Source organism: Rhizomicrobium sp. (genome assembly GCA_037200985.1).
Taxonomy (GTDB): domain Bacteria; phylum Pseudomonadota; class Alphaproteobacteria; order Micropepsales; family Micropepsaceae; genus Rhizomicrobium.
In genome coordinates this window covers 1,882,270-1,908,315 of record JBBCGJ010000001.1, presented here as the reverse complement: position 1 = coordinate 1,908,315, position 26,046 = coordinate 1,882,270, and the positions used below count along the sequence as shown (strand labels likewise).

At 67.9% G+C, this 26,046-nt stretch carries 29 protein-coding genes and 1 riboswitch; of the genes, 18 read left to right on the top strand and 11 right to left on the bottom strand.

Annotated elements, in window-relative coordinates:
• Positions 1–105 precede the first annotated feature (105 nt).
• The 8 genes from WDN01_09285 to WDN01_09250 all read left to right on the top strand — a co-directional run bounded on the left by WDN01_09285 (position 106) and on the right by WDN01_09250 (position 5,830).
• Complete coding sequence (locus tag WDN01_09285; protein MEJ0026207.1) at positions 106–1,362, top strand: serine hydrolase domain-containing protein; 1,257 nt, start codon at positions 106–108, stop codon at positions 1,360–1,362.
• An 82-nt stretch (positions 1,363–1,444) separates the two neighbouring features.
• On the top strand, positions 1,445–2,050 hold the full coding sequence (locus tag WDN01_09280) for a DUF2975 domain-containing protein (protein ID MEJ0026206.1): 606 nt from the start codon (positions 1,445–1,447) through the stop codon (positions 2,048–2,050).
• Positions 2,050–2,286, top strand: a complete 237-nt coding sequence (locus WDN01_09275; GenBank protein ID MEJ0026205.1) for a helix-turn-helix transcriptional regulator — start codon at positions 2,050–2,052, stop codon at positions 2,284–2,286. The genes WDN01_09280 and WDN01_09275 overlap by 1 nt, the downstream gene beginning before the upstream one ends.
• A gap of 10 nt (positions 2,287–2,296) precedes the next feature.
• Entirely contained in the window at positions 2,297–3,601 is a 1,305-nt protein-coding gene (locus WDN01_09270; GenBank protein MEJ0026204.1) for a hypothetical protein, read from the top strand.
• A 147-nt stretch (positions 3,602–3,748) separates the two neighbouring features.
• Positions 3,749–4,426, top strand: coding sequence for a hypothetical protein (locus tag WDN01_09265; GenBank protein MEJ0026203.1), 678 nt, complete (start codon positions 3,749–3,751; stop codon positions 4,424–4,426).
• The gene (locus WDN01_09260; protein ID MEJ0026202.1) at positions 4,423–4,773 is read left to right on the top strand and encodes a metalloregulator ArsR/SmtB family transcription factor; all 351 of its coding nucleotides are present in this window, start codon (positions 4,423–4,425) and stop codon (positions 4,771–4,773) included. Before WDN01_09265 ends, WDN01_09260 begins: the two co-directional genes overlap by 4 nt.
• Entirely contained in the window at positions 4,770–5,216 is a 447-nt protein-coding gene (locus tag WDN01_09255) for an SRPBCC domain-containing protein (protein ID MEJ0026201.1), read from the top strand. Before WDN01_09260 ends, WDN01_09255 begins: the two co-directional genes overlap by 4 nt.
• The gene (locus tag WDN01_09250; protein MEJ0026200.1) at positions 5,213–5,830 is read left to right on the top strand and encodes a glutathione S-transferase family protein; all 618 of its coding nucleotides are present in this window, start codon (positions 5,213–5,215) and stop codon (positions 5,828–5,830) included. Before WDN01_09255 ends, WDN01_09250 begins: the two co-directional genes overlap by 4 nt.
• A 69-nt stretch (positions 5,831–5,899) precedes the next feature.
• On the opposite strand, the gene WDN01_09245 is transcribed toward WDN01_09250, so the two are convergent.
• On the bottom strand, positions 5,900–7,075 hold the full coding sequence (locus tag WDN01_09245; protein ID MEJ0026199.1) for an acetyl-CoA C-acyltransferase: 1,176 nt from the start codon (positions 7,073–7,075) through the stop codon (positions 5,900–5,902).
• A 124-nt stretch (positions 7,076–7,199) separates the two neighbouring features.
• On the opposite strand from WDN01_09245, the gene WDN01_09240 reads away from it, so the two are divergent.
• Positions 7,200–8,009, top strand: coding sequence for an SDR family oxidoreductase (locus WDN01_09240; GenBank protein ID MEJ0026198.1), 810 nt, complete (start codon positions 7,200–7,202; stop codon positions 8,007–8,009).
• Between the two features lie 7 nt (positions 8,010–8,016).
• On the opposite strand, the gene glyA is transcribed toward WDN01_09240, so the two are convergent.
• Positions 8,017–9,273: a serine hydroxymethyltransferase gene (glyA, locus tag WDN01_09235; protein MEJ0026197.1), complete on the bottom strand. Its 1,257-nt coding sequence runs from the start codon at positions 9,271–9,273 to the stop codon at positions 8,017–8,019.
• A gap of 37 nt (positions 9,274–9,310) precedes the next feature.
• A riboswitch (ZMP/ZTP riboswitch) is annotated at positions 9,311–9,392 on the bottom strand.
• Positions 9,393–9,670: 278 nt separating this feature from the next.
• On the opposite strand from glyA, the gene WDN01_09230 reads away from it, so the two are divergent.
• From WDN01_09230 to WDN01_09215, 4 genes are all read left to right on the top strand, one after another.
• Complete coding sequence (locus tag WDN01_09230) at positions 9,671–10,084, top strand: hypothetical protein (GenBank protein ID MEJ0026196.1); 414 nt, start codon at positions 9,671–9,673, stop codon at positions 10,082–10,084.
• On the top strand, positions 10,081–11,535 hold the full coding sequence (locus tag WDN01_09225) for an ATP-binding protein (protein ID MEJ0026195.1): 1,455 nt from the start codon (positions 10,081–10,083) through the stop codon (positions 11,533–11,535). Before WDN01_09230 ends, WDN01_09225 begins: the two co-directional genes overlap by 4 nt.
• A gap of 189 nt (positions 11,536–11,724) precedes the next feature.
• Positions 11,725–12,498: a GNAT family N-acetyltransferase gene (locus WDN01_09220; GenBank protein ID MEJ0026194.1), complete on the top strand. Its 774-nt coding sequence runs from the start codon at positions 11,725–11,727 to the stop codon at positions 12,496–12,498.
• Between the two features lie 110 nt (positions 12,499–12,608).
• The gene (locus WDN01_09215; GenBank protein ID MEJ0026193.1) at positions 12,609–13,403 is read left to right on the top strand and encodes an alpha/beta fold hydrolase; all 795 of its coding nucleotides are present in this window, start codon (positions 12,609–12,611) and stop codon (positions 13,401–13,403) included.
• Positions 13,404–13,443: 40 nt separating this feature from the next.
• On the opposite strand, the gene WDN01_09210 is transcribed toward WDN01_09215, so the two are convergent.
• Positions 13,444–14,406, bottom strand: a complete 963-nt coding sequence (locus WDN01_09210) for a DnaJ C-terminal domain-containing protein (protein ID MEJ0026192.1) — start codon at positions 14,404–14,406, stop codon at positions 13,444–13,446.
• Between the two features lie 69 nt (positions 14,407–14,475).
• Entirely contained in the window at positions 14,476–15,051 is a 576-nt protein-coding gene (locus WDN01_09205) for a tetratricopeptide repeat protein (GenBank protein MEJ0026191.1), read from the bottom strand.
• 58 nt (positions 15,052–15,109) lie between these two features.
• Here WDN01_09205 and pdxH point away from each other — a divergent pair, with 58 nt between their 5' ends.
• Positions 15,110–15,733 carry a pyridoxamine 5'-phosphate oxidase gene (gene pdxH / locus WDN01_09200; protein MEJ0026190.1) on the top strand — a complete coding sequence of 208 codons (624 nt, stop codon included), beginning with the start codon at positions 15,110–15,112 and terminating at the stop codon, positions 15,731–15,733.
• 5 nt (positions 15,734–15,738) lie between these two features.
• Positions 15,739–16,638, top strand: a complete 900-nt coding sequence (locus WDN01_09195) for a cation diffusion facilitator family transporter (GenBank protein ID MEJ0026189.1) — start codon at positions 15,739–15,741, stop codon at positions 16,636–16,638.
• Between the two features lie 25 nt (positions 16,639–16,663).
• On the opposite strand, the gene WDN01_09190 is transcribed toward WDN01_09195, so the two are convergent.
• From WDN01_09190 to WDN01_09180, 3 genes are all read right to left on the bottom strand, one after another.
• Positions 16,664–17,200, bottom strand: coding sequence for a hypothetical protein (locus WDN01_09190; protein MEJ0026188.1), 537 nt, complete (start codon positions 17,198–17,200; stop codon positions 16,664–16,666).
• A 77-nt stretch (positions 17,201–17,277) separates the two neighbouring features.
• Complete coding sequence (locus tag WDN01_09185) at positions 17,278–17,745, bottom strand: DUF2214 family protein (GenBank protein ID MEJ0026187.1); 468 nt, start codon at positions 17,743–17,745, stop codon at positions 17,278–17,280.
• Positions 17,746–17,876: 131 nt separating this feature from the next.
• Entirely contained in the window at positions 17,877–19,298 is a 1,422-nt protein-coding gene (locus WDN01_09180) for a cation:proton antiporter (GenBank protein ID MEJ0026186.1), read from the bottom strand.
• A gap of 199 nt (positions 19,299–19,497) precedes the next feature.
• Here WDN01_09180 and WDN01_09175 point away from each other — a divergent pair, with 199 nt between their 5' ends.
• On the top strand, positions 19,498–20,379 hold the full coding sequence (locus tag WDN01_09175; GenBank protein ID MEJ0026185.1) for an SDR family oxidoreductase: 882 nt from the start codon (positions 19,498–19,500) through the stop codon (positions 20,377–20,379).
• A 245-nt stretch (positions 20,380–20,624) separates the two neighbouring features.
• Here the strand turns inward: WDN01_09175 and WDN01_09170 are convergent, their stop codons facing one another.
• From WDN01_09170 to WDN01_09160, 3 genes are all read right to left on the bottom strand, one after another.
• Complete coding sequence (locus WDN01_09170; protein ID MEJ0026184.1) at positions 20,625–21,845, bottom strand: MFS transporter; 1,221 nt, start codon at positions 21,843–21,845, stop codon at positions 20,625–20,627.
• 227 nt (positions 21,846–22,072) lie between these two features.
• The gene (locus WDN01_09165) at positions 22,073–22,303 is read right to left on the bottom strand and encodes a hypothetical protein (GenBank protein ID MEJ0026183.1); all 231 of its coding nucleotides are present in this window, start codon (positions 22,301–22,303) and stop codon (positions 22,073–22,075) included.
• 35 nt (positions 22,304–22,338) lie between these two features.
• Entirely contained in the window at positions 22,339–22,950 is a 612-nt protein-coding gene (locus WDN01_09160) for a GNAT family N-acetyltransferase (GenBank protein ID MEJ0026182.1), read from the bottom strand.
• A gap of 65 nt (positions 22,951–23,015) precedes the next feature.
• On the opposite strand from WDN01_09160, the gene WDN01_09155 reads away from it, so the two are divergent.
• The gene (locus WDN01_09155; GenBank protein MEJ0026181.1) at positions 23,016–23,849 is read left to right on the top strand and encodes a polysaccharide deacetylase family protein; all 834 of its coding nucleotides are present in this window, start codon (positions 23,016–23,018) and stop codon (positions 23,847–23,849) included.
• A 6-nt stretch (positions 23,850–23,855) separates the two neighbouring features.
• Here WDN01_09155 and WDN01_09150 read toward each other — a convergent pair whose 3' ends face one another.
• Positions 23,856–25,355 carry an NAD(P)/FAD-dependent oxidoreductase gene (locus WDN01_09150; protein ID MEJ0026180.1) on the bottom strand — a complete coding sequence of 500 codons (1,500 nt, stop codon included), beginning with the start codon at positions 25,353–25,355 and terminating at the stop codon, positions 23,856–23,858.
• Positions 25,356–25,563: 208 nt separating this feature from the next.
• On the opposite strand from WDN01_09150, the gene WDN01_09145 reads away from it, so the two are divergent.
• Entirely contained in the window at positions 25,564–26,040 is a 477-nt protein-coding gene (locus WDN01_09145; GenBank protein MEJ0026179.1) for a hypothetical protein, read from the top strand.
• Positions 26,041–26,046 lie beyond the last annotated feature (6 nt).

Sequence of the window (26,046 nt, the reverse complement as noted above, 5' to 3'; positions counted from 1 at the left end):
ATTTTCGGGCGGGCGTCGGTTGGATGACTCCTGCGGCATTTTTTGACAGCATACCGGATCAAGAGAGCGGCCTCTCGAGTCGCGCCATTGGAGGGAGCCAATGCCATGGACAAGATCGTGACCAACCCGAAGGGTTTCTCGGCCGAAGGCCTCGGCGAGATCGTGCCGACGCTGGCGCCGATCGTCGAGGCGGGCGATCTGTCGGGCATCGTCACGCTGCTCTGGCGCCATGGCGAGATCGCGCAGCTCAATACCATCGGCCACCGCGACATCGAGAAGAAGCTGCCGATGGCGCGCGACACGCTGTTCCGCATCGCCTCGATGACCAAGCCGGTCACCTCCATCGCGGCGCTGATGCTGATGGAGGAGGGCCGGTTCGCGCTTTCCGACCCGATCACCGAATACGCGCCCGAGTTCAAGACCGTGCGCGTTCTGGAAGACCCGCAGGGCCCGCTCGACAAGACCGTGCCGGCGGCCCGCGAGATCACCTTCGACGATCTCTTCACCCATCGTTCGGGTCTCGCCTATGGCTTCTCCTCGCTCGGCCCTATCGCGCACGAATATCAGCGCGTGCTGGGCGACGTGCTCAACCACGCGGGCGATCCGGATGAATGGATGAAGGCGCTGTCGACCCTGCCGCTGCTCTACCAGCCGGGCGAGCGCTTCCACTACAGCCATTCGACCGACGTGCTCGGCTTCCTGGTCGGCCGCATCGCCGGCATGCCGTTCCGCGATTTCCTGATGCGGCGCATCTTAGGGCCGCTCGGCATGACCGACACGGATTTTTACGTGCCGCCGGAAAAGCGCGAGCGCGCCGCGGTGGTCTATCGCCTGAACGCGCAGAAGAACGTGCTCGAGCCGCTGCCGTTCAAGCAATTCGATGCCCCGCCCGCCTTCTGCGGCGGCGGCGGCGGGCTGATCTCCACGGCGGACGACTATCTGCAATTCGCCAAGATGATGCTGAACAAGGGCGAGCTGAACGGCACGCGCCTCGTCTCAACCGCGACCGTCGAGCTGATGTGCACCAACCGGCTGACATCGGCGCAGCGCGCCATTCCCTTCCTCGGCATGATCCCGATGTGGGAGGGCATGGGTTTCGGCCTCGGCGTCAGCGTGATCGACGCGCCGGAGAAGCTCGGCTTCCTCGGCATGGGCGGCGTGGGTTCCTTCGGCTGGCCGGGCGCCTTCGGCACCTGGTGGCAGGCCGATCCCGCGAACGACCTGATCATGATCTATCTGATCCAGAATGCGATGCCGCTGGAGCCCGGCGCGATGGCCAACCTCGCCGCCGGCCAGCGCATGGGCGGCCGCCTCGCCCTGCCGATGTTCCAGCGCCTGACCTATGATTCGCTGTCGACGTAACGCTTCAATCCGCAGAAGAATTTCTGTTTGACAGAAACTTATTGCCGTAATACTGAATCCGCGTCTCGCTGAGGCTGCGGCCATGTCCAACGTCGTCGAGCTCCCCGTCGTGGCGCCGGATACGCGTGCCAGCCTCCTCACCTATCGCAGCCTGAAGCCGCTGAGCCGCGGTCTCTCGATCCTGTTCACGGTCTTCGTGGGCGCCTCGCTGCTCTGGCTGGCGGCCGCCTTCGTCGTCATTTTCTTCTTCGCCGATCACGTCCTTTTGGGCGCGAGCGGCGGCAATGTGGCGTTTCCCCATCCGCCGGCGGACATGCCGGGCATGGTGCGCTTCTCGACACAGCCTTTCGTCACGCGCGTCGCCGGCCTGATCGACGTCGTGATCGGGATGATCCCCGTGATCCTCGTCTGCTGGAATCTGCGCGGTCTGTTCGGGCTCTATGCGCGGGGCGTCGTGTTCGCGCGCGAGAACGCGCGCCACCTCAAACATATCGGCGTCTGGCTCGTGACCTGGCCGGTCGCGAAGCTCGTCGCCAACATGCTGTTTCAACTTGCGGGCGGCGCCGACAAGGCCTGGGCGCAGACGATCTTCCTCGATTCCTTGGTCCTCGGCCTCATCGTCTTCGCCATCGCGCAGGTGATGGAGTTCGGCCGCGAGATCGAGGAAGAAAAGGACTCGTTCATCTGATGCCCATCCTCGTCCGCCTCGACGTCATGCTCGCCCGGCGCCAGGTGCGCTCCAACGAGCTCGCCCGCGCCGTCGGCATCACCGAATCCAACCTGTCGCTGCTGAAGTCGGGAAAGGTGCGGGGCTTCCGCTTCTCGACGCTGGAAGCGATCTGCCGCCATCTCGAGTGCCAGCCGGGCGACCTCCTCGAATACGTGCCGGACGAGCGACAACCGCGGCTGAAGAAAGCCGGCTGAAAGGATCCTCATGCGACGCCTGAAAGACGCGCTTTGCGCGATGCTGGTCTGCGCCCTGGCGGGATGCATCCATCTGCCGCCCGTGGCGGACATGTCGGCGGGCGTGTCGCTCGACGCGGCCTCGCCGCGCGCGGCGACCGTGCCGTTCACGCTCGACGACAACCGCGTCTTCGTCGAAGTGTCGTTCGTCCGGCCGGACGGCGGCGCGCGCAAGGTGCTTGCCTTTGTGAACCCGGGACAGGGCGGGTTGACGCTGTCCAACGCGCTGTTCCGCGAACTGGATCCGCGCCCCGGACGGCCGCTGCACATGAAGTTCGGAACGATGGACATCGCCGTTGACGGCGCCGCGGTCCTGCCGGAGTCGCTTTCCAACAATATGACGATCGGCCTCGACCCGTTCGGCCATGGCCCGACGCCGGCCGAGGCGGCGCACGGCCGGGGCGGCGAGATGGCGGATTTCGCGGCGCCCTTGCCGGTCGAGGCGGTGATCCCGCCCGGCCTGCTGCAGCATTTCCAGGTAGTGTTCGATTACGGCGCCCGGACGATGACGCTCGCCGCGCCCGGCACGCTGATGCCCGACGGCATTGCCGTTCCGATCCGCGTCAACCCGAAGACCGGCTTCGCGATGATGGACGCGACCATCGACGGCACCGCCCATGTCTTCGTCCTCGACAATGGCGGCAGCTATGGTGGGCTGCGCGATGCCGCGCCGCTGATCGCGGCGCATCCCCAATGGTTGCGCGCCATGGGCGGCGTCGGCGAAGCCAATCTCACCATGCAAGGCGCGGAGGTCGGCGTTCCGGTGGTGAAGGCGCGCAACGTCGCGTTCGGTCCGCTGACGCTGGACGAACTCGGTGTCATCCAGATGGGCGGCGGCGGCCCTTTGAACGCGCTTGCCGCGCACCTGTTCTGGGACGACATCTATTCCGCCAAGGCGGGCGAGGACGTCGACGGCATGCTCGGCGGCAATGTGCTCAAGAGCTTCCGCCTGACGATCGATTATCCGGGCCGCATGAGCTACTGGCGGCAGGAAGCGCCGCTCGACACGCATGACCTCGACCAGGTCGGCCTGACGCTCGCACGCTCGAGGGGCATGACGACGGTCGCCGGCATCGCGGGCAGGAACGGCGCCGATACCGTCTCGGGCGTGGCGCCCGGCGACAGACTTGTGAAGATCGACGGCCGCGACACCGGTCCGATGACTCGCGGCGAACTCCTCGCCGCGCTGCACGGCACGCCGGGAGAGGCAAAGCACCTGACGCTGGAACGCGACGGCAGGCCATTCACCGTCGACGCGCCCGTGACGGGATTCTGAACCTACCCTCCCCTTGAGGGAGGGTAGGTCTCCCCACACTTCGACCTTACCGCCAAGCTCAACGATCCGTGAGGTCCAACGCGCACGATTGACAACACAAACCGCATCGGCAAATACTTCGCCATGTGGTGAAGTATTGGAGGCGGCATGATCGGACGAAACGCCCTGGGACTATGCGGACTGCTTCTGTGCGCCGGACCGGCCGCCGCCGCGTTGCCGCCCGCGATGGCGCCGCTCGCCGATTATCTCATGCCGCGCGACGCCGAGATTTCGCTGGCCCGCAGCGCGGCGCCGCCCTCGATTTCCGCGAATGCCACCGTCCTCGTGCTGGGCCCGCACGGCTATGAGACCGCCGCGAGCGGCACGAACGGCTTCACCTGCCTGGTGGAGCGCGGCTGGGAAGCCGGCTTCGGCGATCCGGATTTCTGGAACGCGCGGCTCCGCGGCCCGCTCTGCTTCAATGCCGAGGCGGCCAGGACCGTATGGCCGGCCCACAAGGAGCGCACCGATTGGGTGCTGGCGGGCCTCGGCATGGCGCAGATGCGCGAACGGGCCAGTGCCTCCGCGCTCGCCCATGCCGCGCCCGCGCCGGGCGCGATGTGCTTCATGATGTCGAAGGACGGCTACCTCTCGAGCACGGGCGGCCACTGGCATCCGCATCTGATGTTCTATCTCTCCGGCGCCGGCGCGGCCTCGTGGGGCGCCAACCAGCCCGGCTCGCCGGTGATCGGCGGCGCGGGCGATCCCGAGCCCGTCGTCACCTACATGGTCCTGGTGCCGAAATGGTCCGACGGCAGCCCGGCGATGGAGATGGCCGAGCCATGAACCGGGCCGAGCGTCTCGACCGCACCTTTGCGGTTCTGTCGGACTCCACGCGCCGCGCCATGCTCTCGCGGCTCGAGCGCGAGGAGGCCTTGAGCGTCAGCGAACTGGCGCGGCCCTATGCGATCAAGCTGCCGGCCGTCATGAAGCATCTCGACGTGCTCGCCGATGCCGGCCTGATCACGCGCGCCAAGACGGGCCGCACGGTGACCGTGCGCCTCCAGCCCAGGCCGATGCGCGAGGCGATGGACTGGCTGCGCCGCTATGAGCGCTTCTGGTCGCCGCGCCTGGATCGCCTTGCGGCCTATGCCGAAGCCCAGGAAGCGCAGGCGCGAAAGGAGAAGAAATGACAAGCCTCACATTGATCCGCCGCATCAAGGCGCGCCCCTCCATCGTGTTCGACGCGCTCGTCACCGCGCAAGGCATCGCGCAATGGTGGGGGCCCGACGCCGGCCCGGTCCTGGTCGCCGAGGCGGACGCGCGGGTCGGCGGCCGGTTCCGCGTCCGCTTCCGCATGCTGGACGGCAGCGAGCATGAAAGCACCGGCGAATATCTGGAGGTCGTGCGCCCCGAGCGCGTGAGGATGACCTGGCGCTGGACGGCCGGCGGGGCGGATCCCGGCGAATCCGTCGTCGAGATGGTGCTGCGGCCGATTGCCGGCGGCACCGAGCTCACCTTCACCCATGCGCGGCTCGCCGACGACGAAAGCGCGCGCAGCCACGGCGAAGGCTGGAGCGGCGCGCTCGACAAGCTCGAAGCGATTTTCGAAGACGGAGCGGAGGCGATGTCATGATGCGGCTGTACTGGTCCGACGTCCTGTCGCCGCGCAAGGCCTGCGCGGTGGCGAAATATCTCGGCGCGCCGGTCGAATACGTCTATCTTGATCTCCCCAGGGCCGAGCACCGCACGCCCGCCATGCTGGCGCTCAATCCCAGCGGAAAGGTGCCGACGCTCGCGGACGGCGACCGCGTGGTGTGCGAGGCCGATGCGATCCTCTGCCATCTCTCCGACCGCACGGGCGCGGATCTGTGGCCTGCGGACCGCGCGGCGCAGGTCGACATCGTCACTTGGTTCAGCTGGGCGGCGCATCATTTCGGCCGCGCCGGCGGCGCGCTCTATTTCGAGCACATCATCAAGCCGCGCTTCGCCATCGGCCCCGCCGATCCGGCGGTGGTTGCCGAAGCGCAGGCCGAATTCCGCCGTTTCGCCGCCGTGCTGGACGATCATCTCAGGGATCGCAAGTGGCTGCTGGGCGAGCGGCTATCCGTGGCCGATTTCTCCGTCGCCGTGACGCTGCCCTATGCGGAGGAGGCGCAGATGCCGCTCAACGAATTCCCCGCCGTCTGCCGCTGGCACGACCGGCTGAGCGAACTCGAAGCCTGGCGCGATCCCTGGCCGGCGCGGTAGGCGCGCAAACAGAAAGGCCGGAAGCCTTCGCCCCCGGCCTTTCGCATTTCAGTCGGCCAGACCCCGTCCTCAGTTATACACCTCGAACAGTCCCGCGCCGCCCTGGCCGCCGCCGATGCACATCGTCACGACCGCGTATTTCGCGCCGCGCCGCTTGCCTTCCATCAGCACATGGCCGGTCAGCCGCGCGCCCGTCATGCCGAAGGGATGGCCGATGGCGATCGAGCCGCCGTTCACATTGTACTTCGCCGGATCGATCTTCAGCGTGTCGCGCGAATAGAGGCACTGCGACGCGAACGCCTCGTTCAGCTCCCACAGGTCGATATCGTCGACCTTCAATCCGAAGCGCTGCAAAAGGCGCGGCACCGCGAAGACCGGGCCGATGCCCATCTCGTCCGGCTCGCAGCCGGCGGCGGCCCAGCCCATGAAGCGGCCCATCGCTTGGAGTCCGCGCTTCTCGGCCTCCTTGGCTTCCATCAGCACCACCGCGGCGGCGCCGTCGGAGAGCTGGCTGGCGTTGCCCGCGGTGATGAAATTGCCCGCGCCCCGCACCGGCTCGAGCTTGGCGAGACCTTCGAGCGTCGTGTCGGGACGGTTGCACTCGTCCTTCTCCACGACATAGTCGACGATCTTCTCTTCCTTCGTCGCCTTGTCGACGGACTTCATCTTGGTCTTCATCGGGACGATCTCGTCCTTGAACTTTCCGGACTGCTGCGCCGCGGCCATGCGGCGCTGGCTCTCCAGCGAGTACTCGTCCTGGTATTCGCGGCTGATATTGTAGCGCTTGGCCACGATGTCGGCGGTGTCGATCATCGGCATGAAGATCGCCGGATAGTCCTGCGTGATCTGGGGATCGATATTGCCCGCGCCCATGCCGGGATTGGGGATCGAGATCGACTCCACGCCGCCCGCGACCATGCACTGCGCGTTGTCGCCCTTGATCGAGTTCGCTGCCAGCGCGATGGAATTCAGGCCCGAGGAGCAGAAGCGGTTGATGGTGGCGCCCGCCGTCGTCAGCGGCAGGCCGGCGAGCAGCGCCGCCAGGCGCCCGACATTGCCGCCGCCATGGGCGACATTGCCCATGTAGCAGTCCTCGACGAAATCCTTGTCCACGCCGGCGCGCTCGACGGCGTGCTTCACGGCGTGCGCCGCCATCGACATGGTCGGCGTGATGTTGAACCCGCCGCGGCCCGACTTGGCGAGGCCCGTGCGGGCATAGGAAACGATGACGGCTTCTCGGCTCATGAGGGACTTCCTTCCCGGTGGATAATTGTGGCGGCGGACATTAGAAGGCACGGTACGCATGGTCCAGGGGTGGTCCAATCCCGCGTTCCCGACGTACAGATTGACGCAAGGGCAGGGACGGCGCATGACCGATCGCAAGGCAGTTTTCATCACGGGCGCCGCTTCGGGAATCGGCCTGGGAACCGCCCTGCGCTTTGCGCGGGAAGGCTGGTTCGTCGGCCTTGCCGACATCAACGCCGCCGGCCTCAGGGCGGCGCTCGACGCCATCGGGCGCGAGAACGGCGCGACCTATCTGATGGACGTGCGCGACACCGCCGCCTGGACCGACGCGCTCTCGGTCTTCGCGGCCGCCAGCGGCGGACGGCTCGACGTGCTTCTCAACAATGCCGGCGTCGCCTCCTACGGCTATATCGAGGAGCAGAGCGACGAGGAGATCGCGCGCCAGCTCGACGTGAATATCAGGGGCGTGATCGCCGGCGCCCGCGCCGCGCTTCCTTATCTGAAGAAGACGCCGGGCGCGCAGCTCATCAACGTCTCGTCCTGCGCCTCGCTCTACGGCGCGCCGAAGCTCTCGGTCTATGCCGCGACCAAATTCGCGGTGCGCGGCCTGTCGGAAGCGCTCGACATCGAGTTCGCCCGCTTCGGCGTCGGCGTGAAATGCATCATGCCCTGGTTCGTCGACACGCCGATCCTGGACGCCGGCACCAAGAACTCCAACGAGAAGATGTCGGACCCGCTCAAGGAGGCGAACGTGCCGGTCTACACGGTGGAGGAATGCGCCGCCGTGATCTGGAATTCGGTCGGCTCCAAGGAGCTCAAGCACATCGTCGGCGCGCGGGGCCGCCAGATGGCGTTCATCACGCGCTTCTTCCCCGCCATCGTCCGCAGCCAGATGGCCAAGGCCCAGCGCGAAGGCAAGCCGCTGGGGTCGTGAGCCGTCGCTACGCGATTCCCGGCACCGGAAACCCCCGGCAGAAATCGCGCACCGCGGCGTGCGTCCCCTCGGTTGCGGCCGCATCGTCGGGGCTGCGCAGCGCCGACACCATCCATCCGGCGATCCGGCGCATGTCGTCCGCGTCCATGCCGCGCGTGGTGCAGGCCGGCGTGCCCAGGCGGATGCCGCTGGGGCGCAGCGGCGGGCGCGGATCGTCCGGGATCACCTGCTTGTTGGTCGTGATGCCGATGCGGTCGAGCGCTTCCTCCGCCGCGCGCCCGTCGATCCCGAAGCTCGCGACGGTATCGATGACGAGGAGGTGGTTGTCGGTGCCGCCCGTCACCAGCACCGCGCCTTCCGCGATCAGCGCGTCCGCGAGCGCCTTGGCGTTGGCGAGGATCTGCCGCGCATAGTCCTTGAACCCCGGCTCCGCCGCCTTCTTGAAGGTGATCGCGGCGCCCGCGACGTTGTTCATATGCGGCCCGCCCTGGAGTCCCGGGAACACCGCCGCGTCGATCTTCTTCGCGTGCTCGGCCTTGCACAGGATCAGTCCGCCGCGCGGCCCGCGCAGCGATTTGTGGGTCGTCGTCGTCACCACGTCGAAGCCCGCGTCGAACGGATTGCGCATCGCATCCGCCGCGACCAGCCCGCCGATATGGGAGATGTCCGCCATGGTCAGCGCGCCGACTTCGTCCGCCACACGCTTGAACAGCGCATAATCGTAGTCGCGCGGATAGGAGGAATAGCCGCACAGCACCAGCTTGGGCCGCGTCTCCTTCGCGCGGCGCATCAGCGCGTCGAAATCGATGGCGCCGCCGGGGCCGGTCTTGTAGCGCTCGAATTTGAACACCTTGCCCATATGGCTGACCGGCGCGCCATGGGTGAGATGCCCGCCATGGCTGAGGTCCATCGCCAGCACCGTGTCGCCCGGTTCGAGGAAGGCGAAATACGCCGCCTGGTTCATCGGCGAGCCGGACAGCGGCTGCACATTGGCGTGCTCGGCGCGGAAGAGGGCGCAGGCCCGGTCGCGCGCGAGGCTCTCGATCCGGTCGGTGAATTCCTGCCCGCCGTAATAGCGCCGCCCCGGATAGCCTTCCGAATATTTGTTGGTCAGCACCGAACCCAGCGCCGCCAGCACTTCGGGATAGGTATAGTTCTCCGACGGTATCATCTCCACGCCGTCGGCCTGGCGGCGTTCCTCGCCCGCGATGGCGGCGTCGATGTCGGGATCGAACGAATGCAGTTGCCGGCGATGCGCGTCCATGGGCTTCTCCTTGTCGAAAGGATGAACCGACGATCCCGTCGGTTGCCCAGGCGAACGGCTTGACCAGGGCCGCGCTCCCCGATGGTGACCCATCTTTCTCGCCAGTCGCGCGGCAGCCAGAAAATATCAGGCGCGGCGGGCCGCGTCCACCGCTGCGCTCGCGGCGTCGCATGCGCGAACGGGTGCCCGATCGCGCGCCGTGGCGCGAAATTCATCCGTACACGCATCGACCCGGAACTCTCGCTGCTGCAACCGACGCGAGAGTTTACGATGACCGCGGATGCATCGCAGCACGTCGCGCGTCCCTACCCATTTCGGTTGTCTTTCATCGGGGGATGAATTACGTATTTGTGAAGACAGCCTGCGTTGCTTCCACGGGCACGAGCGGAGGGACGCGATGGAAATGGCGTCTGCGCATGAGAGCGTGCAGGTCCTCTTGAACGGTCACAGCTGGTACCGGATCGAAACACCGCTCGATTGGGTGCGCGCAACACTCTGGTGCGTCGCGAACTTCCTGACCGCCATCGCCTATTTCGCGATACCGAACGAATTGCGCGGCTGGCGCAAGACACTGCCCTTCGCGGCGAGCTCGACGATCGTCTTGCTGTTCATCGGCTTCATCACGCTTTGCGGCGCTTCGCATTTCGCCATGCTCTTCATCATGCAGACGGGGCCGTGGTGGGCGGTGTTGCTCATCTATCTCCCGATGGCGGCGGTCTCCGTCGCGACGGTCGTCGTGTTGCGCGTGAACCGGCGGACGATCCTCGCCGTGCTCCAGCATGTGGGGGACGCGCTCAAAGCACCGCCATGACCGGGAATACTTCCAGCGGTTCCGCCGGGCATTGGAGCGCGGCGCGCAAGTCTCTCGACCGGCTGGGCGCGGCCACCGCGCGCCCATGGTCGAGCTGGGCGGCCGGCACCGCGATCCTGATCGCCGGCGTCGTCCTGGTCTGCCTCGCCGCGCTGTTCGTCAGCGTCAACATCACCCAATTGCGCAAGAGCTTCGGCTGGGTCGGCCACACAGAGGAAGTCCTGCTCCAGGTCGAGCATGTCCGCGAGGCGCTGCTCCAGGCCGAGGCCTCCGGCCGCGCCTATGTCCTCGGCGGCGGTCCGGCGGCGCTCGCCACGATGCAGGACGCGCGCGGCGAGGCCGCAAGCCGGATGCAGGCGCTCGCCCGGCTCGTCGCCGACAATCCGGCGCAGGTCGACCGCCTCGCGGTGCTGCATCCGCTGGTCGCGACGCGCCTCGATCGTCTCGCCCGGGCGCCCGTGACCAGGCCGATCCAGACGCGCGATCCGGCGGAAGCTGCCCGCATCGCCGGTCGCGTGCGCGAGAACGAACAGCTCATGGCGACGATCCGCGGCCGCTTCGACGCCATGCGCAACGCCGAGCTCGCGCTGCTCGCGGCCCGGCAGAAGGAGGCCGACCGCCGCGCCACGGGCTCGATCTTCTTCGCGATCCTGGCCGGCGTGTTCGCGCTCGGCTGCGGCATCTGGGGCTTTCACCTGCTGCTGCGCGCGCGCGGCGAGCACCGCATCCGCGAGATGCGCACCGAGCTGATGCACACCCAGCGCCTCGCGCTGATGGGCCAGACCGCCTCGATGCTGGCGCATGAGCTGAACCAGCCGCTCGCCGCCGCGTCCAACTATCTGGCGGCGCTGCGCCGCCTCGCGATGAATTCGGCCGCGCCCATGGCGCCCCGCATGGAGGACGCGGCCCAGAAGGCGCATCTGCAGATCCAGCGCGCCGGCGGCATCGTCAAGCGTCTGCGCAGCTTCATCGACAAGCGCGACACCGAGCGCTCGGTCGAAAGTCCCGCCATCCTGATCGACGACGCGGTGATGCTGCTGGGCACGCTGGAGGAAGGGGTCGAACTCAAGACCCTGGTCGAGCCGTCCGTGCCCCCCGTCCTCATCGACCGCATCCAGTTGCAGCAGGTGCTGGTCAACCTGATGCGCAACGCGATCGAGGCGATGCGGGGCAGCCCGCGGCGCGAGCTCGTGCTGCGCGTGCTCGGAAAGCCGGATCGCATGGTCGAGATCAGCCTGCAGGACACCGGCCCCGGCCTGCCCAAGGAGATCGCGCAGCGCCTGTTCCAGCCCTTCGTCACCAGCAAGAAGGAGGGCATGGGCGTCGGCCTCTCGATCTGCCACGGCATCGTCACCGACCATGGCGGCGCGATCTGGGCCGAGCCCGCGCCCGGCGGCGGCACGCTCTTCCGCTTCACCCTGCCGACGGTGGAGGAGCGGGAAGCGGCGTAAAACGGCGCTGGAAGCGGCGGCCGCGCCGCGCTAACCTTCTCCAGTTCCGTTCGATGGAGGCGCCATGTTCACCGCTGCGGGTCGCGCATCTGCGCGATGGGCGGGCGTGCGCGCCGCCGGCTGATCTCCCATCGCTGATCCCGACCGACGGAAGCCGCCCGCGCCTCGCGCGGGCGCGATGGAGAATCCATGACCATTTCGCTGAACGAACACGACCTGCATGCCCTGAACCGCAAGCTGCTGGCCTATCTGCGCGCCGCGGCGGAGCGGCGGCCGCTCAAGCGGCGCGCCGGCCCGTTTCTCGCCACCTTCGCCACCGATCCCAACATCTATCTGAACTATGCGATGCCCGACGACGATGCCGATCCGTCGCCGGACGACGTGGCGGCCCTGATCGCCTTGTTCGAGGCCTATGGCCGCAAGCCGCGCCTCGAATACATCCCCGCCGCCGCGCCGAAGGTCGAAGCGGCGCTGCTCGGCGCGGGCTTTATCGCGGAGGCGCGCGTTCCGGTGATGCACTGCACGCCGGACATGGCGGTCCATGCGCCGGCGACGCAGGACATCGCGGTCTTCCTCGCAACCGAGATGCCGGATCTGATCGCCGTCGACGAAGCGCAGGCCGAGGCCTATGGCGCGCCGCCGCGCGGGCCCGGCGGGCACAAGCGCGCCCTGCGCGCCGGCGGCCTCGTCGCCGGGGCGCGAGATATGGCGACCGGCGCCGTTATCGGCGGCGGCGTCGCCATGCCCCCGCATGCCGGCATCGGCGAGATCGCGGGCATCGGCGTCCACAGCGGTTTCCGCCGCCGCGGCGCCGCCGGCGCCCTCACCGCGCTTCTCGCCCGCGAAGCCTTTGCGCGCGGCTTCGATCTGCTCTGGCTGACACCGGGCGGCGCCGAGGCCGAACGCATCTATGCGCGCGCCGGCTTTGCGGCCGTGTCGGAGGCGCTGCACATCTCGAGGTGACGGCGGTTCTTTCCTCCCCCGCTGTCGCGGGGGCTTCGTAGCGACAGCGAACCCGGCAGGGGGCCTCGCGAAGCTGCTATCGTCGCGCAATTAGCGAAGAGGGCTTTTGCTTGGGTGCCGCATTCGACCGTTTCTGCACGCCCGTCCAGCTTGAGCGGCGCAAGGCGCCGTCGGCGAAGTTCGAGCGCATCGCGCTCGAGCTTTCCTTCGGCCGTTTCATGGGCCTTGCCGCCGGCCCGGCGGACGGCCCGCCGGTCCTCGCCGTGCATGGCTGGAACGCGCAAGCCGAGTTCTTCCTGCCGCTCCTGTCCGCCTGTGCCCGTCAGGGCCTGCGGGTGTACGCCTTCGACATGCCGGCGCACGGCCGGACGCGCGACGCCAATCCGCACAAGCCGACCTCGACCCTGGTCGAATGGGTGGAGACGCTGATCGCCGCGACCGCCGCGCTGGGCGTGCCGCAATGGCGCTCGGTGATCGCGCATTCCTTCGGCGGGTTGGCGGCGTCCTTCGCCATGGGGCCGCGACCCTGGGCCGGCGGCGCGCCGCTGACGGCCGGATCGCTGGTCATGATCGCCGGCGCCGCGGGCATGCCGACGGTCGTCGATTCCTACGCCGCCGCCGCCGCGTCGAGCGACGCCGACATCGCGGATATCGTCGCCGGCGTCGAGGCCGCGACGGATGCGAAGCTTGCCGCGCTGTCGATCCGCGCCGTTGCCGCGCATCTGCCCAGGCGTCTGCTGCTCATCCACGATCCCGCCGACGCGATCGCGACGCTGTCCGATCTCAAGGCCGAACTGGCCGCGCATCCGCCGAGCGAAGAGCTCCTGCGCCCCGGCGCCGGCCACGACGCGATTCTCTTCCAACTCGAAGTCGGCCGCGCCGCGGCGAAATTCGCGGCGGGATGATTTCTTCCCGCGCAACAGCGGGGGAGGAAAATTACGTCGGCTACTTCCCCTTCGCCCTGGGATCGTAGTCGGTCTTCCAGCCTTCCACGAATTTCTGCAGCTCCGCATCCGGGCGGTCCGGCAGGGTCACCACCAGCTTCACGTAGAAATCGCCCGCCGCGGCGGCGCCCGCCGGCGCCACGCCCTTGCCCTTGAGCCTCAGCACCGTGCCCGAATTGGAATTCGGCGGCACGGTGATCGCCACCGTCCCGCTCGGCGTCGCGACCGGCACCTTGGCGCCCAGCACCGCCTCCTTCAGCGTCACGGGCAGGTCCATGCGGATGTCGTTGCCTTCGCGCGTCATCCCGGGATGCGGCGCCACCTTGATGTCGATCAGGATGTCGCCCGGCGGTCCACCATTGCGGCCCGCGCCGCCACGGCCCTTCACGCGCACCTGCTGGCCGTCCTTAACGCCGATCGGGATCTTGACGTCGATCTGCTCGCCGTTCGGCATCATCACGCGCCGCGTGCCGCCCTTGATCGCCTCGTCGAATGCGATCGTGGTCGCGACGGAGAAGTCCTCGCCCTTGGCCGGCTGCCGCGCGCCGCCGCCGGCGCGCCGTCCGCGCCCGCCGAGCCCCCCGAACAGGTCGGAGAACAGGTCCTCGGCGCGAAAGCCTTCCTGGGTCTCGGCCCCGGCATTGTCCCAGGTGAAGTGGAAATCGCCGGGCCCCTGCCGGGCGCCGCCGCCGAACGGGCCGCCCTGGAACCCGCCGCCCTGGCGCGGATCGAAGCCGCGCGGATTGCCGGCCGCGTCGATCTCGCCGGCATCGAATTTGGCGCGCTTCTCCTTGTCGCCCACGATGTCGTAGGCGCCGGAAATCTCCTGGAATTTCTTCTGCGCGTCCTTGTCCCCGGCATGCTTGTCGGGGTGATGCTTCTTGGCGAGCGAGCGGAAGGCCTTCTTGATCTCGGCCTCGCTGGCGCCCTTGGATACGCCCAGGACTTCGTACGGATCGCGCATGACGTCTCCCACCCGCCGCACGGAATCGGCCGGCGGGCCGCTCCCAATATAGAGCGTGACGGGCGAAGTTTAAGGGTTGCCGGCCGGCGGCGTCGCCGGCGCCGGTCCGCCCAGTTTTGCCAGCCTTTCCTTGGCCTCCGGCACACCGCGCGCCGCCGCGTCGGTATAGAGGGTGCGGGCGAAGCCGAGATTCTTCTCCACCAGCGTGCCCTCCTCGTAGAACACGCCCAGCCGGTACTCGGCGATCGGGTGATGCGCCGCCGCCGCCTGGGTCAGGAGCGGCAGCGCCGCCTTCGGGTCGGGCGGCCCGGCCTCGCCGTTGAGCAGCATCTCCGCCAGGTCGTACTGCGCCGTCGGCAGGCCCGATTCTGCCGCGCGGCCCAGCATGTCCTCGGCGGCCTTGGGGTCCTTCGCCGTGCCCAGGCCCTTGCGCAGCATCAGCCCTTCGTTGCGCATCGCGGCCACATCTTCGGAATCGATGGACTGGAAAAGCTGGAACGCCTCCTCATAGCGGCCGGCATCGTAGGCGGCCACGCCCTTGTCGAAGATCGTCTTCAGCTCGTCGCCGTCATGCACCATGGCGCAGCCGCCTGCAAACGCGACGCAAAGACAGGCGGCGAAAACCGCCGGCAACCGTGAACGCATGGCACCTCCCGGGGCGTTCAGGCTACCGTGGTCGCGGCGCGGATGCTATCTCCCCCTCATGAGCGACATCGGCGGACCCATCGACGACGGCGGCCTGGCGCAGAAGGACGATCCCTTCGCCCTGTTCGACGCCTGGCTGGCGGAAGCCAAGGACAAGGAACCGAACAATCCCGACGCGATGTCGATCGCCTCGGTGGACGGCCAGGGCCGCCCCAATGTCCGCATGGTGCTGCTGAAGGAGGCGAAGAACGGCACCTTCGTCTTCTATACCAATTACGAGAGCGCCAAGGGCGTCGAGCTGGTGGGCCAGCCCTTCGCCGCGCTCTGCTTCCACTGGAAGAGCCTGGGCAAGCAGGTGCGCATCCGCGGCAGCGTGAAGAAGACCAGCGCCGCCGAATCGGACGCCTATTTCGCCAGCCGCCCGAAGGACAGCCAGATCGGCGCCTGGGCCTCGGCGCAGTCGCGCCCGATGCAGGGCCGCTGGGCCTTCGAGAAGGAGATCGCCAAGGTCGCCGCGCAATACGCGCTCGCCAAAGTGCCGCGCCCGCCGCATTGGGGCGGCTTCCGCGTCACGCCCTTCGAGATCGAGTTCTGGCGCGACCGTCCCTTCCGCCTGCACGACCGCCTGGTCTATCGCCGCGAAGGCCGCGAGCCCTGGCGTACCGAGCGCCTGTTCCCGTGAGCGATATGCCGGCGACGCAGGGCCGGATGATGATGCGCGTCGCCTTCGCCGCGGTCGGCGTCGCGACGCTTCTCGTCTTGATGAAGGCCGTCGCCTATATCGTGACGGATTCCATCGCGATGATGGCCTCGCTGGCCGACAGCGCGCTCGACGTCGCGACCTCCGCCGTCAACCTGCTCGCGATCCGTCATGCGCTGCAGCCCGCCGACCGCGAGCACCGCTTCGGCCACGGCAAGGCGGAGCCGCTGGCGGGGCTGGGGCAGGGCGCCTTCATCGCCGGCTCGGCCGCCTTCCTGGTGATCGAATCCGTCAGCCGCCTGGTCGCGCCGCATCCGATCGAGCATCCCTTGATCGGCCTCGTCGTGATGGGGGTCTCCATCGGCACGACCATCGTCCTCGTCGTCGCCCAGCGCATCGTGGTGGCGAAGACCGGCTCCCTCGCGGTCGGCGCCGACCGCATGCACTATCTGGGCGACATCGCGACCAATCTCGGCGTGATCGTCGGCATCGTCGCCGCCACCCGCTTCGGCATCCTGATCGCCGACCCGATCATCGGCATCGCGGTGGCCGCGATCCTGGGCTGGAGCGCCTGGCACGTCTTCCGCCAGAGCTACGACCAGCTCATGGACCGCGAGCTGCCGGACGACGACCGCGAGAAGATCAAGGCCATCGTGCGGGGCCATGCCGACGTGCGGAGCCTGCACGACCTGCGCACCCGCGCCGCCGGGGTGCGGCAGTTCATCCAGTTCCACATCGAGCTCGATCCCGCGATCGCGCTCGTCCGCGCCCACGAGATCAGCGACGAGGTCGAGCGCGACGTCTGCCGGGCCTTCCCCAACGCCGAAGTGATCATCCACCAGGACCCCGCCGGCGTGGAAATGCCGCCGGAGCTTGCGGCGACCTGAACGCCGCGCATGCTTGGCGTCGCCGTCAGGACGCCGCCGGCGTCTTCCGCGCGGCGATCACGGACTTCCAGCGGGCGAGACTGCGCGCGTCATCCGCCTGTCCGGTCAGATCGCCCATCGTGCGGTCGACATAGTCGCGGAATTGCGGTTCGTACATGTCGCGGGTCATCCGCCACGCCGCCGCGATGCCGGGCGAACCCATCCCGGAGCGCATGCTGCTCTCGAAGCTCTCGAACATCGCGCCGTCGAGCAGGCCTTGCTGGTTCTGGAAGAACGAATCCTCGGCGCTGATGAAGATGGCGCGGCACAGGAACAGGAAGCGGCGCACGTCGTTGCTGGAAACCTCCGCCGAGCCTTCGAAGCAGCGCTCCATCCCTTCGGAGGCCGCGAGCTCGGTGAGGGCCAGCGCGGTTTCGGAGATGCGCGCGGCGCGGCCCTGCTGGATCAGGGCCTGCGAGTGCTTGGTGTTCTGCCGTATCTGCAGGCTGAGATAGACCAGCGACACGATCACGGCCACGCCGCTGACGAAGCTGCCGATGGATGCGAGATCCGTGAGCGTCATCCCAAAATCCCCCCGACTCGAGGCGCCCAGCCTAGACGGGATTGCGCGCGCCGGTCAGCGGGCTGGACGGCCCAGCCTCAGGTGACGGCGCCATAGCCCCGCGCCATGGCGGCGGCGAAGACCGGGATGAACGCGAAGACGAACACCTCCAGCCACAGGAAGCGCCGCGCGGCGGCGACCGCGCCGTCGCCGGGTCCGAAGGACGGATCCTTGGCATGGGCGTCGCGCCAGCGCACCAGCAGGACGGTCGGCGGGATCGACAGGAGCCCGACGACCGCGAAGGCGGCGATCTTCGCCCAGAAGAAATAGTTGTGCGAATAATACGCCCAGCCCTTCGCCGCATAGATCGCGCGCGTGAGCCCGACGATGACGATGAGCGCCGCGACGATGCCGTACCACAGGTCGACGCGCTGCACGCGCACCGCGTCCGCGCCCGACATGCCCTTCTTGATCGCGCCGACCTCGAAGGCGAGCACCGCCGCCAGCGCGAAGACCGGCAGATGGTGTCCGATGGCCAGGGCCAGGTCGGTGCTTGCGAAATCCATGGCGCGGTCTCCAAAACAACATTGTCGTGCCGGCGCAGGCGGGCATCCGGCGACGGGGCGATCCGCTGCGATGGAATGCCCGGCCGCCACGCCACGACAATAAGAAAACAGCCCGGGAAAAATACCGGATCCTACCGATTCTCGTCCCGATTCGTCGGCAGTATCCCGGGGCCCGCAATGTCGCCGAACGGCTCGTGATAGGCGTCCGCGTCCGGCACGCTCGGCTCGATCCGCCGCGTTTCGGGCGAGCTTTGCCGCACCACCTCGCTGCCCGCCGCCACCGCCGCCGCCGCGGCGCGGGCGCCCGCCTTCGCCGCCCGTTCGCCCCAATGCTTGAGGAAGAACAGCTCGCGCGCATAGGATTCCTGGAACAGCGAATCCGCCTCCGTGATCCCGCGCAGCGCCAGCGCATGCGCCCGCCTGGCGCCCACGAACCACAGCGGACTGACCAGCAGCGACAGCGCGATCACCGCGATGGCGAGCTTGTGGCCCTCCGGCGTCAGGGCGCCGGCGCTCACGCCCGCGCTCGCCAGCACGAAGGAGAACTCGCCGACCGGCGACAGGAACAGGGCGGCGGGAAACGCCACCTCGCCCGGCTGGCCGACGACGGTGAGAAGGCCGAGGTTCAGCGCCGTCTTGCCCACCGTCACCACCGCCAGCACGATCACGATCAGCCACAGGTGATGCACCACATAGTCGAGGTCGATCAAAAGCCCGATCGACAGGAAGAAGATGAAGAGCAGGATGCTCTGCACCGGCTGCGCCAGCTCGCGCGCGGTGCGCCGGAGCGTCGAATGGCCGACCGCGAGGCCGGCGAGGAACGCGCCCAGCGCCGGCGACAGGCCGAGCAGGCCGGACGCCGCCGCCGCCACGAAGCACACGGCGAGCACGCCCAGCGTACCGACATCGACGTCCTTCATCAGGAAGGACGAGGCGGGAAAGCGGAACGACTTGATCCGCGTCAGGAACAGGATGAAGCCGGCGAGCAGCGCCACCGCCAGCGCCAGCTTCACGCCCGCGAAGGCCAGCGCGTTGGCCGGAGCGTGCGGCGCCAGCGCGCCGGTGAGCAGCAGGAGCGGCACCACCGCCAGGTCCTGCGCCACCAGGATCGCGGCCGTCAGCCGTCCGGCCGGCGTCGCCGCCTCGTCCGCATCGTCCATCATCTTGAAGGCGAGCGCGGTGGAGGAGATCGCGAGCATGAAGCCGATCACCACCGCGCTCGCGGTCTCGCCCGTCGCGAGCTGGGCGAGCGCCGCGGCGAAGGCGGTGAACAGCACGATCTCGGCGACCGCGATGGCGATGGCGAGCGGCAGCAGCTTGCGGAACGACGCGAGCCGCAGCTCCATGCCGATGATGAAGAGCAGCATGAGCACGCCGAGATCGGCGAGGGTCTGGACCGAGGCGGAGTGCGCGATCATGCCGAACCCGGTCGGCCCCAGCACCAGCCCGACCAGGATGAAGCCGGAGGCGGCGGGCAGGCGCACGCGGTTCATCGCGAGCCCCGCCACCACCGCGGCCGCCAGCACCAGAGCCAGGGCTGTCAGATCGTCCATGGTCCTTTCCGGGCCGCTTCAGGCCAAGCACGTCATTTCGCCAAGTGTGTCATGGCCCGCGAATGCGGGCCACCCAGTTGACGCCTGCGCAAGGCCCGCAAGGCGTGGGGCTCCGCGTGCGAATTTCGCCGGCACGGCGGCCGCGACACCGTCAATTCGACCGATCCAAACCCTCTTCGGACCTGCTAATCTCCCCCCCATGACCGCTCCCAAGCCATCCAACGAAGAGACCCGCACGCTGATCCTGACCGGCGCCTCGCGCGGCATCGGCCACGCCACCGTCAAGCGCTTTTCGAGCGCCGGCTGGCGCGTGATCACCTGTTCGCGCCATGCCTTCCCGGAGAGCTGCCCCTGGGCGGCGGGTCCGGAGGACCACATCCAGGTCGACCTCTCCGATCCCGAGGACACCGACCGCGCCATCGCCGAGATGCGCGAGCGCCTGACCGACGGCAAGCTCCACGCCCTGGTGAACAACGCCGGCATCAGCCCGAAGGGCCGCGCCAACCTCTCCCGCGAAGCGGGGTCCGCGGCGACAGCGTCGCGGACGCGGAGCGAAGCGGAGCAGGAGGCCGGAAAATCGCGCGGCGATTTTCCGGGTGAGGGCCTGGCCGCCGCCGCATCCCCCTCCGCCGTCCGCCTGAGCACCCTCAACACCCCGCGCGCGGTGTGGCGCCAGGTGTTCGAGGTGAACCTGTTCGCGACGCTGTGGCTGGCGCGCGGCCTGATCGACGAGCTCGCGGCCGCGCATGGCGCCATCGTCAACGTGACCTCGATCGCGGGCAGCCGCGTGCATCCCTTCGCCGGTTCGGCCTATTCGGTCTCGAAGGCGGCCCTGGCGGCGATGACGCGCGAGATGGCGGCGGATTTCGGCCCCTTGGGCGTGCGCGTCAACGCCATAGCTCCCGGCGAGATCGACACCGCGATCTTAAGCCCCGGCACCGACAAGCTGGTCGAAACGATCCCGTTGCGGAGACTGGGCCTGCCCGAGGAAGTCGCCAAGGCGATCTACTATCTGTGCACGGAGCAATCCAGCTACGTGACGGGAGCGGAGCTGCACATCAATGGCGGGCAGCATGTGTGAGTGGTCCTCGTCACAGCGACGCGGGTGACGGGGACGACCTGATCGTCATTTTGTTGTCATCTGCAAAATAGGACGGTCCACCGCGTCCCCATCTTGACCCCGCCACCCCGCCTGCCACTTTGCGCCCATGAACGCTCCTGCTCGGCATTCCCCGGGCGGCCGATCCCAACGGCTTCTGGTGGGTCATCGGGCTGTGCGGCGCCGTGGTCGCAGCGGCCTATGTCCTGCTGCGCCGCTTCCGCATCCTATGACGCGGCGGGGCGCGGCTTGAGGTCGGGCAGGAACGCGGCCAGCAATCCGATCAGCGGCAGGAAGGCGCAGACGCGGTAGACGAACTCGATGCCCTTCGCGTCGGCCAGCACGCCGAGCGCCGCCGCGCCCAATCCGCCCATGCCGAAGGACAGGCCGAAGAAGAGGCCGCTCACCATGCCGACGCGCCCGGGCAGAAGCTCCTGGCCGTAGACCACGATGGCCGGAAAGGCGCTCGACAGCACCAGCCCCGCGCCGACGCTGAACACGCCGGTCCAGAACAGGTTGGCGAAGGGCATCGCCAGCGCGAAGGGCAGGGCGCCCAGGATGGAGAACCAGATCAGGTATTTGCGCCCGAAGCGGTCGCCCAGCGGCCCGCCGGAGATCGTCCCGACCGCCACCGCCGCCTGGAACAGGAAGAGGTGAAGCTGCGCCGCCGGCACGCTCAGATGAAAGCGGTGGATCAGGTAGAAGGTGAAATAGCTGCCGATGCTCGCCATGTAGACGAATTTCGAAAAGATCAGCACGACCAGGATCGCGAGCGCCGCCTTCACCCGGCGGGGCGAGAGCGCTTCGGTCAGGTGCAGATGGCCGTGCGCCGCCGCGCGCGTCGTGCGGTTGCGGGCATACCACCGGCCCACCCGCCACAGGATGACGATCGCGAGCAGCGCCGCGAACGAGAAGAACGCCACGCCCTCGCGCTGGCCGGGCCGGATGGCGAGCGCGGCGAGCAGCGGGCCGAGCGCGCCGCCGATCGATCCGCCGACCTGGAACATCGATTGCGCCAGCCCGCGCCTCGGCCCCGCCGCCAGATAGGCGACGCGCGAGCTTTCCGGATGGAAGGTCGAAGAGCCGATCCCCACCAGCGCCGCGGCGGCGAGCAACAGGGGATAGGTCGGCGCCAGCGCCAGCCCGACCAGGCCGATCAGGGTGAACACCATGCCGCCGGGAAGCGCCCAGGGCACGGCGCGGCGGTCGGTATAGAGCCCGACCAGCGGCTGCAGCAGCGACGCCGTCACCTGGAACACGAAGGTCACCAGGCCGATATGGGCGAAGTCGAGATCGAAGGTCGCCTGCAGGTTCGGGTAGATCGCCTGCAGCAGCGACTGCATCATGTCGTTCAGCGCATGGCAGAACCCGACCGCGAACAGGATCGCGAACACGGTGGAATGGACCTGGATGGGCGCGGGCCTGTGCGCGGCGGCGGTATCGGTCATGGGCGGCGGACCGTGCCCGCGCGACCGCGCATCGGCAACAGGCTTTTCTGCATGGCTCTCATCACCTCCCCCTTGTGGGGAGGTCGAAAAACATCGAGCGAAGCGAAGATGTTTTTCGGGTGGGGGGCGGCGCGGGGCGTCGGGCACCGCCCCCCACCCGAAAAATCGCTGCGCTGCGCTTCGCGATTTTTCGACCTCCCCGCAAAGGGCGAGGTCGAATGCTCTTCCTACTTCGCCCGGACCTTGGCTTCTTCTTCCATCAGCTCGGCGATCGAATCCTTGCCGTCCGGGCTGTGCAGCCAGGCTTCCGCCGCCTGCAGCGTGTCGAACTGGCGCGGCGCGCGCAGCGGCTTGTTGCGGCCCTCGACCGGGATCAGCACCTCGAAGGTGCCGGCGAAGCGCGCATCCTTGGTTTCGGCGGCATAGGGCTTCGGCGTCTCGTATTTCTTCTTTTTCATGTGGGTACTTTCGGGAATAGCGCGCGCGGCTTCTATCAGCCCGTCAAGGAAATGCCAAACCACATCGTGTTCCAGGGTTCCGGCAATTGCTCGATCAGGTGGAAGCCATAGGCGCGGTAGAACCGGACCGCCCGCGCATTGCGCGGTCCCACGCCCAGATGCGCCGCCGCAACGCCGCGCGCCGCCATCGCCCCGCGCCATGTGTCGATCAGCCGCTTGCCGAGCCCGATGCCCTGGAAGCGCGGCAGGCAGTCGATATGCAGATGCGCGGGGTAGGGCTCGTTGATCCGCCGTGGCGTTTTCGGTGGGCGGTGGATCAGCCGCGCGATCCGCGCATCGGGATCGTCCCCGCCCGTGTCGGCGATCGCCGCGCGCAGCGCCGGCCACCACTCGGCCTCCAGCCGGGTCTCGAAGCGGTACGTGTCGGCGGTTCCGATGATGTAAGCGCCGACGCCCTCCGCATCCTCGGCGACGAAACAGCTCTGCGGCTCGAGCACGCCATAAGGCCCGGCATAGACATGGCCGAGGATCTTCGGATCGCGATACATCCCGCTGGCGTCGGCGCCCGCATCGCCGGTCTTCAGGCAGATGTCGTAGAGCGCGTCGAGGTCGGTGGCGCGATAGGGGCGGATGTCGATATCGGCCATGATGTTCCCTCCCTCAAGGGAGGGTAAAGTCGTTCTATATTCTTCGTCAAAACAGGACCCCGCCCATGCCCAGCCTCGCCGAACGCCTCGGTTATGGCGCCGACGCGCGCCTCCTGATCGTCAATTGCGACGACATCGGCTCCTCTCACGCCGCGAATGTCGCGAGCGAGCGGGCGATGCGCGAAGGCCTCGCGACTTCCGCGACGCTGATGGTGCCGTGCCCCTGGGCGCGCGAGGCGGTGGAGCGTTTCGCCGGCCTCGATATCGGCATTCACCTGACGCTGACGAGCGAATACCCGACTTATCGCTGGCGCGCCCTGACCGGCGCGCCGAGCCTGCGCGACGCCCAAGGCTATCTGCCGCGCACCGCCGCCGAACTATGGGCCCAGGCCGACGCCGGCGAGGTGGAGGACGAGTGCCGCGCCCAGATCGACCAGGCGCTGGCCTGGGGTGTCGACGTCACCCATCTCGACAACCACATGGGCACGCTGCAGGCGAGCCGGGACCTGTTCCCGATCTATGTGAAGCTGGCGCGGGAATACAAGCTGCCGCTGCGCATGGCGGGCGCGGCCGCCGATGCGCGGCTGGGCTTCGGCGGACGCGCCCAGTGCGACGCGGCCGGCATTCCGTACCCGGATCATTTCCGCTTCCAATGGGGCACGCCGACGGCGGATCAACTCGCCGCCTACATCGCCGCCCCGCGCCCCGGCGTGACGGAGATGATTCTGCATCCCGTCGAACCGGGCGAAGAACTCGATGCCTACGACAAGACCGAAAAGGCGATCCGCGAACACGACGCGGCGGCGGGCGTGGACCGGGCGCTGAAAGCCAAGCTCGACGCCGCCGGCATCCGCCGCGTCAGCTTCCGCGGACTGCGCGATGCGATGCGGTCCCGTTAGCCACGGCTACCCGTACACAAACGCCTTGTCGTCCAGATCGATCGTCGGAAATACGTCCTTCTCCGTCCAATAATCCTGGCTGTGCTGCCATTCCGGTTTGTCGCCGCGCTGCGGCAGCAGATGCATCCCGCGCATCAGATAGCCGGGATTGAAATTCTCCGGATCGATCCACGGGCCCAGGGTCATGTCCTGGTCCTCCGGGCGCAGCGCCGGCACGACCCGCGCCACGCCCTTTTCCTTCATGTGGTTCAGCAGCCGGCACACGAAGTCGCCGATCAGGTCGGCGCGCAGCGTCCAGCTCGCGCGGAAATAGCCGAACACCCACACGAGGTTGGGCACGCCGGTGAACATCATGCCGCGATAGGTCACCGTCTTGGAGAAATCGAGCGGCGCCCCGTCGATCGAAAAAGCGATGTCGCCCAGCACGTTCAGATTGAACCCCGTCGCGGTGATCACGATGTCGGCTTTGATCTCGGTGCCGGTGCGCGTCAGGATTCCGTCCTCGGTGAAGGTCTCGATCTCGTCGGTGACCATCGAGGCCTTGCCGGCCTTGATCCCCTTGAAGAGATCGCCCTCCGGCACGAAAGCGATGCGCTGGCGCCATGGCAGGTAGTTGGGCGTGAAATGCGTCATGTCGTAGTCGTCGCCGAGATGGGCGCGCACGCCGTTGAGCAGCTCGGTCTTCACCGCATCCGGATAGTCGAACGCCATCTTCGTGAATGCCGCCATGTCGTAGTTGATCTTGCGCCGCACGATCTCGTGGATCCAGCTTTCGTCGATCTGAAGCTGGCGCAGCGTGTCGGCGAGGTCGTTGGCGTTGCGCCCCGGGATGAAATAGGTCGGCGAGCGCTGCAGTACGGTGACGTGCTCGCAGTCGCCGGCGATCGCCGGCACCAGCGTCGCCGCCGTCGCGCCCGAGCCGATCACCACCACGCGCTTGCCCTTGTAGTCGAGATCCTCGGGCCAGGTCTGCGGATGCACGATGCGGCCCTGGAAGCGCTCCATCCCCTTCCAGCGCGGCGTGTAGCCTTCCGCGTGCCGGTAATAGCCCTGCGCCATCCAGAGGAAATTCGCGGTGAAGGTCTTGCGCGACCCGTCGCCGAGTTCCGCTTCGACGGTCCAGCGATTGTCGTCGTCCGACCACGCCGCCGACAGGATCTTGTGGCGATAGCGGATATGCCGCGCGAGATCGTTCTCGTCGATCACCTCGCCCATATATTTCAGGATTTCGGCCGCGCTCGCGATCGGCGCGCCGACCCACGGCTTGAAGCGATAGCCGAACGTGTAGAGGTCGCTGTCCGAGCGGATGCCCGGATATTTGTGCGTCAGCCAGGTGCCGCCGAAGCTCTCGAGCGACTCCAGCACCACGAAGCTGCGATCCGGGCATTGCTTGGCGAGATGATAGGCCCCGCCGACGCCGGAGATTCCCGCGCCCACGATCAGCACGTCGAAATGCTCGGCCGTCTGTTCGGCCTTGGGCCGCTGAAGCACGTCCGTTGCGGTCACGATCCCGTCTCCCTGTTTGTCGCCAGAACCCTAGCGCATTTCACTGACATATTGTCAGTCAAAATAGCAGTGGGAGAGATTGATCGGGATCAACGCGCGGCGGCCGCGTGTGCAGTGCAGCGAAGCCTGTATTTACCAAATCGCGGAGGGCGAAGACAAGATGACGGGCGCGTGTTAGATTTCCCGTTACTAGGCGAAGGGGAAATTCATGAAATTGACAACTGTCGCGGCATTCGCCGCGTTGGGCGTTGCCGTGTCCGGCTGCGCCTCGATCGTCGAGGGCACGACGCAATCGGTCGCGGTCGCGACGATACCGAAGGACGGTGCCAAATGCGTCCTGACGAGTTCGGAAGGCACCTACTACGTCACCACGCCGGGCAACGCCATCGTCCACAAGACGAAGAACGACCTGGACGTCACCTGCAAGCTCGACGGCTTCAAGGATGCTCACACCGTCGTGGCGTCGCATTTCAACGGCGCGACGGTCGGCAATGTCCTAGCCGGCGGCATCATCGGTATCGGCGTCGATGCCGCGACCGGTGCGAACTACAATTATCCCGAAAAGGTCGATGTCACGCTGGATCCGGCCGACGCGGTGGTCGCGGCGCCCGCGGCCGACGCGCCGCCGCCCACCACGGTCGCCAGCCCGGCCGGCGCCGCCGCTCCGGCCAAGCCGTCGAGCTGACGCGGC

Coding starts and splice junctions, on each gene's coding strand:
- pdxH (MEJ0026190.1), top strand. CDS start 15,110: ATGAGCGACATCGGCGGACCCATCGACGACGGCGGCCTGGCGCAGAAG.
- WDN01_09250 (MEJ0026200.1), top strand. CDS start 5,213: ATGATGCGGCTGTACTGGTCCGACGTCCTGTCGCCGCGCAAGGCCTGC.
- WDN01_09270 (MEJ0026204.1), top strand. CDS start 2,297: ATGCGACGCCTGAAAGACGCGCTTTGCGCGATGCTGGTCTGCGCCCTG.
- WDN01_09160 (MEJ0026182.1), bottom strand. CDS start 22,950: ATGGCCGATATCGACATCCGCCCCTATCGCGCCACCGACCTCGACGCG.
- WDN01_09220 (MEJ0026194.1), top strand. CDS start 11,725: ATGACCATTTCGCTGAACGAACACGACCTGCATGCCCTGAACCGCAAG.
- WDN01_09245 (MEJ0026199.1), bottom strand. CDS start 7,075: ATGAGCCGAGAAGCCGTCATCGTTTCCTATGCCCGCACGGGCCTCGCC.
- WDN01_09170 (MEJ0026184.1), bottom strand. CDS start 21,845: ATGACCGATACCGCCGCCGCGCACAGGCCCGCGCCCATCCAGGTCCAT.
- WDN01_09195 (MEJ0026189.1), top strand. CDS start 15,739: ATGCCGGCGACGCAGGGCCGGATGATGATGCGCGTCGCCTTCGCCGCG.
- WDN01_09240 (MEJ0026198.1), top strand. CDS start 7,200: ATGACCGATCGCAAGGCAGTTTTCATCACGGGCGCCGCTTCGGGAATC.
- WDN01_09185 (MEJ0026187.1), bottom strand. CDS start 17,745: ATGGATTTCGCAAGCACCGACCTGGCCCTGGCCATCGGACACCATCTG.
- WDN01_09275 (MEJ0026205.1), top strand. CDS start 2,050: ATGCCCATCCTCGTCCGCCTCGACGTCATGCTCGCCCGGCGCCAGGTG.
- WDN01_09190 (MEJ0026188.1), bottom strand. CDS start 17,200: ATGACGCTCACGGATCTCGCATCCATCGGCAGCTTCGTCAGCGGCGTG.
- WDN01_09260 (MEJ0026202.1), top strand. CDS start 4,423: ATGAACCGGGCCGAGCGTCTCGACCGCACCTTTGCGGTTCTGTCGGAC.
- WDN01_09155 (MEJ0026181.1), top strand. CDS start 23,016: ATGCCCAGCCTCGCCGAACGCCTCGGTTATGGCGCCGACGCGCGCCTC.
- WDN01_09285 (MEJ0026207.1), top strand. CDS start 106: ATGGACAAGATCGTGACCAACCCGAAGGGTTTCTCGGCCGAAGGCCTC.
- WDN01_09165 (MEJ0026183.1), bottom strand. CDS start 22,303: ATGAAAAAGAAGAAATACGAGACGCCGAAGCCCTATGCCGCCGAAACC.
- WDN01_09210 (MEJ0026192.1), bottom strand. CDS start 14,406: ATGCGCGATCCGTACGAAGTCCTGGGCGTATCCAAGGGCGCCAGCGAG.
- WDN01_09145 (MEJ0026179.1), top strand. CDS start 25,564: ATGAAATTGACAACTGTCGCGGCATTCGCCGCGTTGGGCGTTGCCGTG.
- glyA (MEJ0026197.1), bottom strand. CDS start 9,273: ATGGACGCGCATCGCCGGCAACTGCATTCGTTCGATCCCGACATCGAC.
- WDN01_09225 (MEJ0026195.1), top strand. CDS start 10,081: ATGACCGGGAATACTTCCAGCGGTTCCGCCGGGCATTGGAGCGCGGCG.
- WDN01_09265 (MEJ0026203.1), top strand. CDS start 3,749: ATGATCGGACGAAACGCCCTGGGACTATGCGGACTGCTTCTGTGCGCC.
- WDN01_09280 (MEJ0026206.1), top strand. CDS start 1,445: ATGTCCAACGTCGTCGAGCTCCCCGTCGTGGCGCCGGATACGCGTGCC.
- WDN01_09230 (MEJ0026196.1), top strand. CDS start 9,671: ATGGAAATGGCGTCTGCGCATGAGAGCGTGCAGGTCCTCTTGAACGGT.
- WDN01_09255 (MEJ0026201.1), top strand. CDS start 4,770: ATGACAAGCCTCACATTGATCCGCCGCATCAAGGCGCGCCCCTCCATC.
- WDN01_09180 (MEJ0026186.1), bottom strand. CDS start 19,298: ATGGACGATCTGACAGCCCTGGCTCTGGTGCTGGCGGCCGCGGTGGTG.
- WDN01_09205 (MEJ0026191.1), bottom strand. CDS start 15,051: ATGCGTTCACGGTTGCCGGCGGTTTTCGCCGCCTGTCTTTGCGTCGCG.
- WDN01_09175 (MEJ0026185.1), top strand. CDS start 19,498: ATGACCGCTCCCAAGCCATCCAACGAAGAGACCCGCACGCTGATCCTG.